9 protein-coding genes are annotated in these 8,559 nt (G+C 45.7%); 5 read left to right on the top strand and 4 right to left on the bottom strand.

What is annotated here, in order from left to right:
• Positions 1-415: cyclic nucleotide-binding domain-containing protein (locus LAY57_RS14990; RefSeq protein WP_249067579.1), on the top strand; the 415-nt coding region annotated here is incomplete at its 5' end.
• A gap of 292 nt (positions 416-707) precedes the next feature.
• On the opposite strand, the gene radA is transcribed toward LAY57_RS14990, so the two are convergent.
• A complete protein-coding gene (radA, locus tag LAY57_RS14985) occupies positions 708-2,339 on the bottom strand; it encodes a DNA repair protein RadA (RefSeq protein ID WP_249067578.1) in 1,632 nt (543 codons plus the stop codon).
• 175 nt (positions 2,340-2,514) lie between these two features.
• On the opposite strand from radA, the gene rpaB reads away from it, so the two are divergent.
• The 4 genes from rpaB to LAY57_RS14965 all read left to right on the top strand — a co-directional run bounded on the left by rpaB (position 2,515) and on the right by LAY57_RS14965 (position 5,242).
• Positions 2,515-3,249, top strand: coding sequence for a response regulator transcription factor RpaB (gene rpaB, locus LAY57_RS14980; RefSeq protein ID WP_249067584.1), 735 nt, complete (start codon positions 2,515-2,517; stop codon positions 3,247-3,249).
• 97 nt (positions 3,250-3,346) lie between these two features.
• Entirely contained in the window at positions 3,347-4,015 is a 669-nt protein-coding gene (locus LAY57_RS14975; protein ID WP_249067577.1) for a cofactor assembly of complex C subunit B, read from the top strand.
• A 6-nt stretch (positions 4,016-4,021) separates the two neighbouring features.
• On the top strand, positions 4,022-4,558 hold the full coding sequence (locus tag LAY57_RS14970; protein ID WP_249067576.1) for a DUF456 domain-containing protein: 537 nt from the start codon (positions 4,022-4,024) through the stop codon (positions 4,556-4,558).
• A 114-nt stretch (positions 4,559-4,672) separates the two neighbouring features.
• Positions 4,673-5,242: a hypothetical protein gene (locus LAY57_RS14965; protein ID WP_249067575.1), complete on the top strand. Its 570-nt coding sequence runs from the start codon at positions 4,673-4,675 to the stop codon at positions 5,240-5,242.
• 167 nt (positions 5,243-5,409) lie between these two features.
• Here LAY57_RS14965 and LAY57_RS14960 read toward each other — a convergent pair whose 3' ends face one another.
• The 3 genes from LAY57_RS14960 to LAY57_RS14950 all read right to left on the bottom strand — a co-directional run bounded on the left by LAY57_RS14960 (position 5,410) and on the right by LAY57_RS14950 (position 8,527).
• On the bottom strand, positions 5,410-7,848 hold the full coding sequence (locus LAY57_RS14960; protein ID WP_249067574.1) for a spermidine synthase family protein: 2,439 nt from the start codon (positions 7,846-7,848) through the stop codon (positions 5,410-5,412).
• 131 nt (positions 7,849-7,979) lie between these two features.
• On the bottom strand, positions 7,980-8,273 hold the full coding sequence (locus LAY57_RS14955; RefSeq protein WP_249067573.1) for a DUF7683 domain-containing protein: 294 nt from the start codon (positions 8,271-8,273) through the stop codon (positions 7,980-7,982).
• A gap of 2 nt (positions 8,274-8,275) precedes the next feature.
• A complete protein-coding gene (locus tag LAY57_RS14950) occupies positions 8,276-8,527 on the bottom strand; it encodes a colicin E3/pyocin S6 family cytotoxin (RefSeq protein ID WP_249067572.1) in 252 nt (83 codons plus the stop codon).
• Positions 8,528-8,559: the final 32 nt, after the last annotated feature.

Below are 8,559 nucleotides of genomic sequence, written 5' to 3'. Positions count from 1 at the left end.
TAAGAACATTTTTATTGATTTTCTCCTCTCCCCCTCTCCCACTCTCCCACTCTCCCACTCTCCCACTCTCCCCCTCTACTCAAATAGCATAGTAAGTACGGAAGAGCCCCAATTTTTGGGAGAGCTTGCCTTAATGTTGGGGATTCCCCGCACTGCTACGGTTCGGGCGATTGAGGATACTATTTTGTTTGCAATTAACAAAAAGGGATTTGAAAAAATCTTACAAACTCAGCCAGAGTTATACGATGTGATTGTCCAAGAGTTAGGGAAACATAAAGAAGAATTGTCGGAACGACAAAAGCAGCTGCGAGAGATGGGATTGGTGGATGAAGATGAAGACGATAAAAATCCAATTGATTGGGTGAAAAAGAGACTTAAAAACCTCTTTAACCTAGAGCTAGGGGCTAGGGGCTAGGGAGGGAAGAGGGAAGAGGGAAAAGCTTGACGAAGTAAGGGATTATGAACCAGAGGTAAGAGTTGGAGTTGCTCTAACCGACTTTCGTCGGTTGCTATACTACGAACAGAGAAAATAGCAAGGGCGATATGTGCTACGCAGACGCGTGCCGATCGCAAACCATTTTAGCGATCGGCACGACACGAATTTGAGTGCAGATCCAGAAATGAATCGGTTTTTCAAGCCGGGATAAACCAGAAATCCGGTTTCAAGAGCCCCAATTTATCCGTGCATCCGTGAAATCCTTGTCGTGCTATTCCTCCATTTCATCTTCATCATCCTCATCATCCTCATCATCATTACCGTCATAACCGGGCTGAGACTGAGGCGGAATAGCTGCTACGATCGCATCTATCACTTTCCCCACGGGTATAATTTCCAACCCTAAATCACCTAATTTTTGCCCTTTAGGAACGATCGCACGTTTAAATCCCAGTTTTGCTGCTTCTTTCAAGCGCAATTCCATCTGGGAAACCGATCGAACTTGTCCGCCCAATCCTACTTCGCCAATTAAGACGGTGCTGGGATCGACAATCCGATCGCGAAAAGATGCCACAATTGCGATCGCCATTCCCAAATCTACCGCTGGTTCCCCCACATTCAAACCACCCGCAGAAGCTACATAAGCATCTAATTTAGATAAAGGAATCCCTACCCGTTTTTCCAACACCGCCAAAATCTGCATCAATCGGTTGTAATCAACACCAGTAGTAGAACGTCGGGGTGAAGCGTAACTCGTCGGACTGACTAAAGCTTGTAATTCTACCACAATTGGGCGCGTTCCTTCACAAGCAACAACGAGGGAAGTTCCGGGAACCACTTCATCGCGATTGCCTAAAAATAATTCCGAAGGGTTGGAAACTTCTCGCAGTCCTCGGTCTACCATTTCAAAGACACCGATTTCGTGAGTTGCGCCAAAGCGGTTTTTCACAGAACGTAGGAGGCGGTGCGAGGCAAAGCGATCGCCCTCAAAATACAGTACCGTATCTACTAAGTGTTCCAGAACTTTCGGCCCTGCGATCGCGCCTTCCTTCGTGACGTGACCCACAATCAACAGAGTGATATCCTCCCTTTTCGCCAATTGCATTAGAGCAGAAGTACATTCGCGCACCTGAGTTACTGAGCCAGCCGTGGATGTCAAATTGGGAAGATAGATAGTCTGAATGCTGTCAATCACCGCCACATGAGGTTTTAGCGATTCCAATTCTTTGAGAATCTCTTCCAGATTCGTTTCCGCCAGCACGTATAAATTCGCACCCTCAGCAGGCGTGCGTAGAAGAGAATTTCCCTCCCCCGCTGTTCTCCCCTCCTCGTGAGACGGGGAGGGAAGAACAGCAGGGTTGCTTTCCCCCTCCTCGTGGGACGGGGAGGGAAGAAGAGCGGGGTTGCTTTCCCCCTCCTCTGCTTCCTCAGCAGCGTCAACCCCTACCCCCAGACGAGAAGCCCGCAGTTTCACCTGTTTTCCTGACTCTTCCCCACAAACATAGAGAATGCGATAGTGACTAGACAGACGATTTGCCACTTGCAGCAGCAGCGTTGACTTGCCAATACCCGGATCGCCACCAATCAGCACCAAAGAGCCTGGGACAATTCCACCGCCCAGCACTCTATCCAATTCCTCGTAGCCAGAGAACCACCGCTCCTCTTGCCCGTCAACAATTTCTGCAAAAGTTAGAGACGCCCTTGGTTGGGCTGGTTTTAGCGCTGATTTGCTATTGCCTCGGCTGGCACCTTGCCAATTTCCCCTCACCGCACCCGCAGGCGCTGGGGAAACCAGCTGCTCTTCTAGGGAGTTGTAGGTGCTGCATTCGGGACACTTGCCAAACCATTGTGAAGTCTCGGCTCCACATTTGTTACAAAAGTATAAAGTTCGAGACTTTGCCATTTGATCATCTCTTAAAGAATCTAAAGCTTTGCTCGTAAATCTTAAAAAAGCTTGAAATGCAATAGGGGTGAGAATTTCGGGCTTAAATAACTGACAGATATAAGCTAATATCTTAATATAATGGTACTAAAAATTAACGTTCAGAAACGCCGCAGATTAAGGAGCATTGAGAAACTTGGAAAGCCACAAAGAAAAAATTCTGGTGGTAGACGATGAAGCCAGCATTCGCAGAATTTTGGAAACTCGTCTGTCAATGATTGGGTACGATGTCGTCACTGCTGCCGATGGGGAAGAAGCCTTAGAAACATTTCGTAACGCGGCTCCTGACTTAGTAGTTCTGGATGTGATGATGCCTAAGCTAGATGGCTACGGCGTTTGTCAAGAGTTGCGAAAAGAATCTGACGTGCCGATTATTATGCTAACAGCTCTGGGAGATGTGGCCGATCGCATCACAGGTCTGGAGCTGGGAGCTGATGATTACGTCGTTAAACCCTTTTCGCCCAAGGAACTGGAAGCCCGCATCCGCTCGGTGCTGCGGCGGGTAGACAAAACGGGCGGAGGCGGAATTCCCAGTTCTGGTGTCATCCATGTCGGGAATATCAAAATTGACACCAATAAGCGGCAAGTCTATAAAGGCGACGAACGCATTCGCCTCACCGGGATGGAGTTCAGCTTGCTGGAACTGTTAGTCAGCCGTTCTGGAGAAGCTTTCTCGCGATCGGAAATTTTGCAGGAGGTGTGGGGATACACGCCCGAACGCCACGTGGATACGCGAGTGGTGGATGTTCACATCTCCCGGCTGCGAGCTAAGTTAGAAGATGACCCCAGCAATCCAGAACTGATTCTGACGGCACGCGGTACGGGCTATCTGTTCCAGCGGATCATTGAGCCAGGGGAGGATGGAAAGTAGGCGAGGAAGTGGGGGAGCGGAGGAGCGGGGGAGTCGGGGAGTGGGATTTTGCAGATCTTTCCACTGTTCCCTGTTCCCTGTTCCCTAGTTAAAAACTATGGCTAAGGCAGATCGAAATCAGGTATTGCGGCAGCTGCCTCTAGTTGTCGGTGGATTGGCTGGCGTTTTGCTGCTCTTCAACCGCTTACTGACGCCGGAATTGACGCAATCTCAAGCGCGTTCGGATGCACTGGGGGTGATCTTGAGTGCGGTGCTGATCTTGACGGGGTTGTTATGGCAGCAAGTGCAGGCCCGATCGCCCGATGCTGTCGAGCTGATTGGCGAAGAGGGTTTTGAACTTGCGCCTTCTTTGCCAGATGCGGTGAGAACTGAATTGGCTTGGGCGTCCCATCTGTTACTTACCAATACGGCGACGCGATCGCTCGTCGTTTGGTATCAAGGCAAAGTACTGCTGCGGCGGGGAATTTTAGGTACTAACCCAGAAGTAAAGCTGGGAGCGATTTTACAGCGAGTGGTGGAAAAGCAAAAACCGGTTTATCTGGTGAATTTGACGCTGTATCCAGGGCGAATTGAGTTTGACTTCATACCAGAAAATACTCAAGGTGTCATCTGCCAACCGATCGGTAAAGACGGCGTTTTAATTTTAGGAGCTAATGCCCCCCGCAGTTATACCAAGCAAGATGAAACCTGGATTGCTGGAATTGCTGACAAACTAGAAGTATCCCTCAGCTACTATTTAAATGATGTGGCACCAGCTGAGATCTGAAAGCCTATGGTAATTTTGTACTGGCTGCTGGTTGTTTTGATGGTCGTTGGCGTTATCGGCGCGATCGTTCCCGGTATTCCCGGTTCCAGCTTGATTTTGATTGCCGTTGTAATTTGGGGCGCAATTGACGGTTTTACTACCGTATATTGGGCTCTAGGAATCGCAATTTTGGTGTTTCTCCTCAGCATAGGCATAGACTATTTAGCCGCCTACTGGGGAGCCAAACGTTCTGGTGCAAGTAATTGGAGCCAGATTGGTGCGATCGTGGGCTTAGTAGTGGCAACTTTAGGTCTGCTGCCAGCACTGCCATTTGGCGGGCCACTGTTGGGGATCTTGTTGGGGCCACTACTGGGAGCAGCGATCGGAGAGTTTCTTTATCGGCGCGAATTGGAGATCGGTCTTCGACTTAAGCAAGCGTTTCAAGCTGGTGTGGGGATTATTGTAGGTTCGATAGTGGGGCGTTTGATTCAGGGCGTTTTAGCGATCGCAGCCGTTGGCGTCTTCCTTTGGCAGACTTTGCCCCATGTTGTTGGCGGCTACTAGATTTGAAAAATCTTTTATTCTCAACAGAACCCGAAATGTACCCCTTCAGTGGACAGGTGCATTTATGGAAGTACACCTAAAGCAGTTATTCCCAGGTGGCTTTCAGAGAAAACAATGACGACTCTTGGTTCATATCGGGTATCGGTTCAGACCCGCGCATCTGGCCCTCAAACGGCTTTACTCACTCCCGCAAGATTGGAGGATATGCCGACTGACTGGACTTTTAACTGGCCTGGTTTGTGGCAGCTTACAGACTTTGACTGTCAGAATATCGTCAAACTGGTTTACTCCGAGCAAGTTTGGGGATTAGTTCGATACGGCCTATATCCCTACCCCGGTTCTTCAGAAACCCTAGAGATTGAGCATCTGGAGACTAACCCAGCGTCAAGAGGCCAACAAACCAATCGTCTGATTGAGCCAATAGGCAAATGGCTGATCTGGTACGCCACCCAGGTAGGTCTGCAATATTGTTCGGGGGGTTTAAGCGACACGCCTATCTTGCTGGTGTCCTTGGAGGATGCTTTTACTTACTATAGAGATATAGTGTCTATGCAGTATTTGGGGCAGACAACCATTGCCCCTGGAGAAGACGGATATGTTTTTAGCTTCTCAAGGACAGGAGCAACAGCCTTCTGTCTCAGACAAGAAAGGGAGTGGGGATTCCCAACTCCCTTTAACCCCTGAGCAGGTCAGATCTGGGACAACGGTGATGATGACTCATGCAGAGCGACAAGCCTTTTGGAAAACCTCTCGCATCGGTCAGTTACTTGGCTTTTCTCACTGGCCTACCGAGCCATAAGATAAGTGAGGTGGTAGTCACAACCGACTACCACCGCGTTTCTTTTTGCCGCTTACTCGGCACTTTGTTTAAGCTTAACCTGACCTCGACTTGCCCAAACAAAGGCCAGAATAGCTAGTAAATAACAGGCAAAACCCGTCCAAAATGAAGTGGATATGCTAGAGTTTAGCGCGATCGCAACTGCCAGTACAGAAGCGCAAACCGAAGTCGCCCCATTAATTCCCCACAGCCAAGGCGTTAACTCAGCAGACTTCTGAGAAGCTAACTGCATCCCCATTGGAAATGCCATCCCCATGAAGAAACCCAGCGGCAAAAGGATGCCTGTCGCTACCAGGATGCGTACCCCCGTTGTCGCATCATCGAATAACTCAATAGCATACGGCGTAAATTTTCCAAACACATACAAGGTAAATAGCAACAACAGCAGCCGTAAAGTTGCTGAACTCGCCATCCCCTTATTGCTTACCTTTTCTGTTGAATAACTCCCCAAACCACTCGATAATAATAACGAAAACAGCACCACAGATAACCCATAAGTTGGATGTCCCAGAAAAACAATCAACCGCTGCATTTGGGAAATTTCCACCAGCATAAAACCCAAACCTATGCCAGCGAAAAATAGCGAAAGAGGCAAAGCACCCTTTAAAGTTGCCCTCTTAGTAGTTAGAAGCAGCGGCACAATAATGCAGAGGAATGTCAGCACTATCACAACTATCAGTAAAGCACCCAATATCACCACAGCTTTCAGGTTAGAACTCCAAGCCTCTTGATACCAAAGTTTGGGATTAAACGCATCTTGCAGCCGCAGCATATTAAAGAAAAACGGACTATCATCAGTTGGGGCAGCAATATTGAGAGGAAACTTAGCCACAAAATCATCGATATTTTTTCCATCGGCAATAGTTTTAAAATTATTGTCGATCGCAAATCGGGGACTAAGAACAATTTCAAATTGCATCTGGTTTGCAACTTTTTGCAGAGTATCCAAATCTCGATCGGAAAAAGGCTCTTTACTCACCAGCATCGTTCCCACACCAATCGGCTCATTCTCGCTTTCCCCAAACATTCGTCTCACGATAACAATATGATTTCGGGTATTTTCGATCCCAGATTTCATCAGCGAATTAGTCGCCAGAGAAGTTAGCCGATACATCTCACTAGGACTTTTCCCAACATACCAACGGGATACTGTTAAAATTCCTTTGTCAGTCAGATGTTCCAGGAAAACTTTCCAACCTTCAATGGTATAAAGTGAATTTTCTGAGAGAACAAATGCACCAGATGCAGTTGCTGCCCAAGTGTCAATTAAGGAAATCTGAATAATATCGAATTTATCTTTAGATCTGGCAATGTAACTGCGTGCTTCATCAGCAACAAAACTAACTTTAGGATTTCTATCTAGATGCCCGGTAAAATCACCAAACTTTTTAGTTACAGCATTGATAATATCGTAATTAATTTCAACTCCTAAAACCGACTTTTGACCAAACAATAATGCGGAAAGTATATCTCTACCGCCTCCGCTGCCAATAGCTAAAACTTTTGCGTCTTTCCGAATGTAATGAGCTAAATTGGTGATATCGTACTTAAGATATTCAATTTTATTAAAATCCCCATCAAATTTAGTAAGAACTGTAGCAGCGCTAGCATCTATTTTTAATGCCAATTCTTCGATTTTATCGTTAAAAGGCACAACCGGGCTAAATCCCCAACCAAAAGGATGTGCTGGATCTTTATCTGGGCTAACTGTAATCCGAGAAAAAGAATTCCACTTTTCATAAATTGGCGCTGATTCAAACTTCCCTTTCACCCACATCAAACGCAATAAAGGAGACTGATTATTTACTAAAATTGTATTGACGACTGCGAAAGAACCGAGTAATAGAGTAGATATCAGAGCAATTTGCATTAGCCTTTTAGAGGCTACTTCTGATGCAAATAAAATAGCGCCAATACTAGCAAGAAAAGCTACTATAATTACCGCTGTCGGTCCATCGGTAATGCTGATAATGTATATCAGCAGAATACAGCCAAGGGATGCGCCAGCTAGATCGTAAGCGTAAAGTTTACTTACTTGATGAGGAAATTTAGTTAAAGCCAAACATATACAAATTCCGCTGAATAAAAACGGAACTGATATCACTAGATATGTCGAAGCAATAGAAGCTATCCCCCCAATTGACAGGCTGGGTACAAATGGAATACTTAGATGGATTAAAAAGCAAACAACAATGGAGATAGCAAATAATAAAGAAGTAATAGCTAAATGAGACTTTGCTCGTTCTTGGGTGAAGTATTTCGGAAATAAATATACTAATACTGCCCCTACTGTCATCCCGAACATAGCTACCGAGGTAGCCATAAACGCAAAATGATACCACATAGTCACGCTAAAAATGCGCGTGAGGAGAATTTCAAACATCAAAGTCGCGAGTGCGACTGTGAATAAACCGGCGTAAGTTTGTCTTTTTACCGTGATTTCTGCGTTCATACTCCTCACACTCTTGGTTTTGAATCGGAACAACTTATAACTGATGGCTTTCTTACTTTTGAATCGGAACAACTGACGATTAATTACTTTTAATGGCCGATCGCAAACTTAATTTTCTAAGCCGGAATTACTTAAACCACTTCACACTCAACAAAGTAATCGTAATAATCTATGTCAATTTCATCCTCAACAAATTTTTTAAGCTGATTTACATGAAAAGCGTTAACGGGATAACAATCATACATTGGATTATCTTTTGATTCTCCAAAAATATCTTGTATATCTGAAAGCTTTATGTCTTGTAGTGTAGATTGACCTACAAGTTTGTCACCATTTTTATCATACCATCGAACTACTCTGACAAGGTTGTGGTTTTCTACCACATCATCTTTAGTGACTTCACAACTCAAAATTTGGTCAGTCATACTTATGGCTCCACTGTGTAATCAGGATTTTCTGGCTTAAGCTGTGTACCTGTATTGGGATCGAATTCACCTAAATGTCTACCCCTTTTATCATATTTTTCAACAGTTCCATGTCTGCTATCCCACTCATATATGTAATCGGCATCTTTCCACCGCTTACGAAATTTGCCACCGCCTTGAACAGGAGTTTTAGGTTTAACAGGTTGTGCATCTGGAAAAGCTGGCAATGTTTTGGGTGGGGGTATATATGACACCTGATTGATGGTATAACTAACATTATTTTAAC

The organism is Argonema antarcticum A004/B2 (assembly GCF_023333585.1).
GTDB lineage: Bacteria > Cyanobacteriota > Cyanobacteriia > Cyanobacteriales > Aerosakkonemataceae > Argonema > Argonema antarcticum.
The sequence above is the reverse complement of the archived record's forward strand: the minus strand, read 5'-3'. Positions and strand labels throughout refer to the sequence as shown.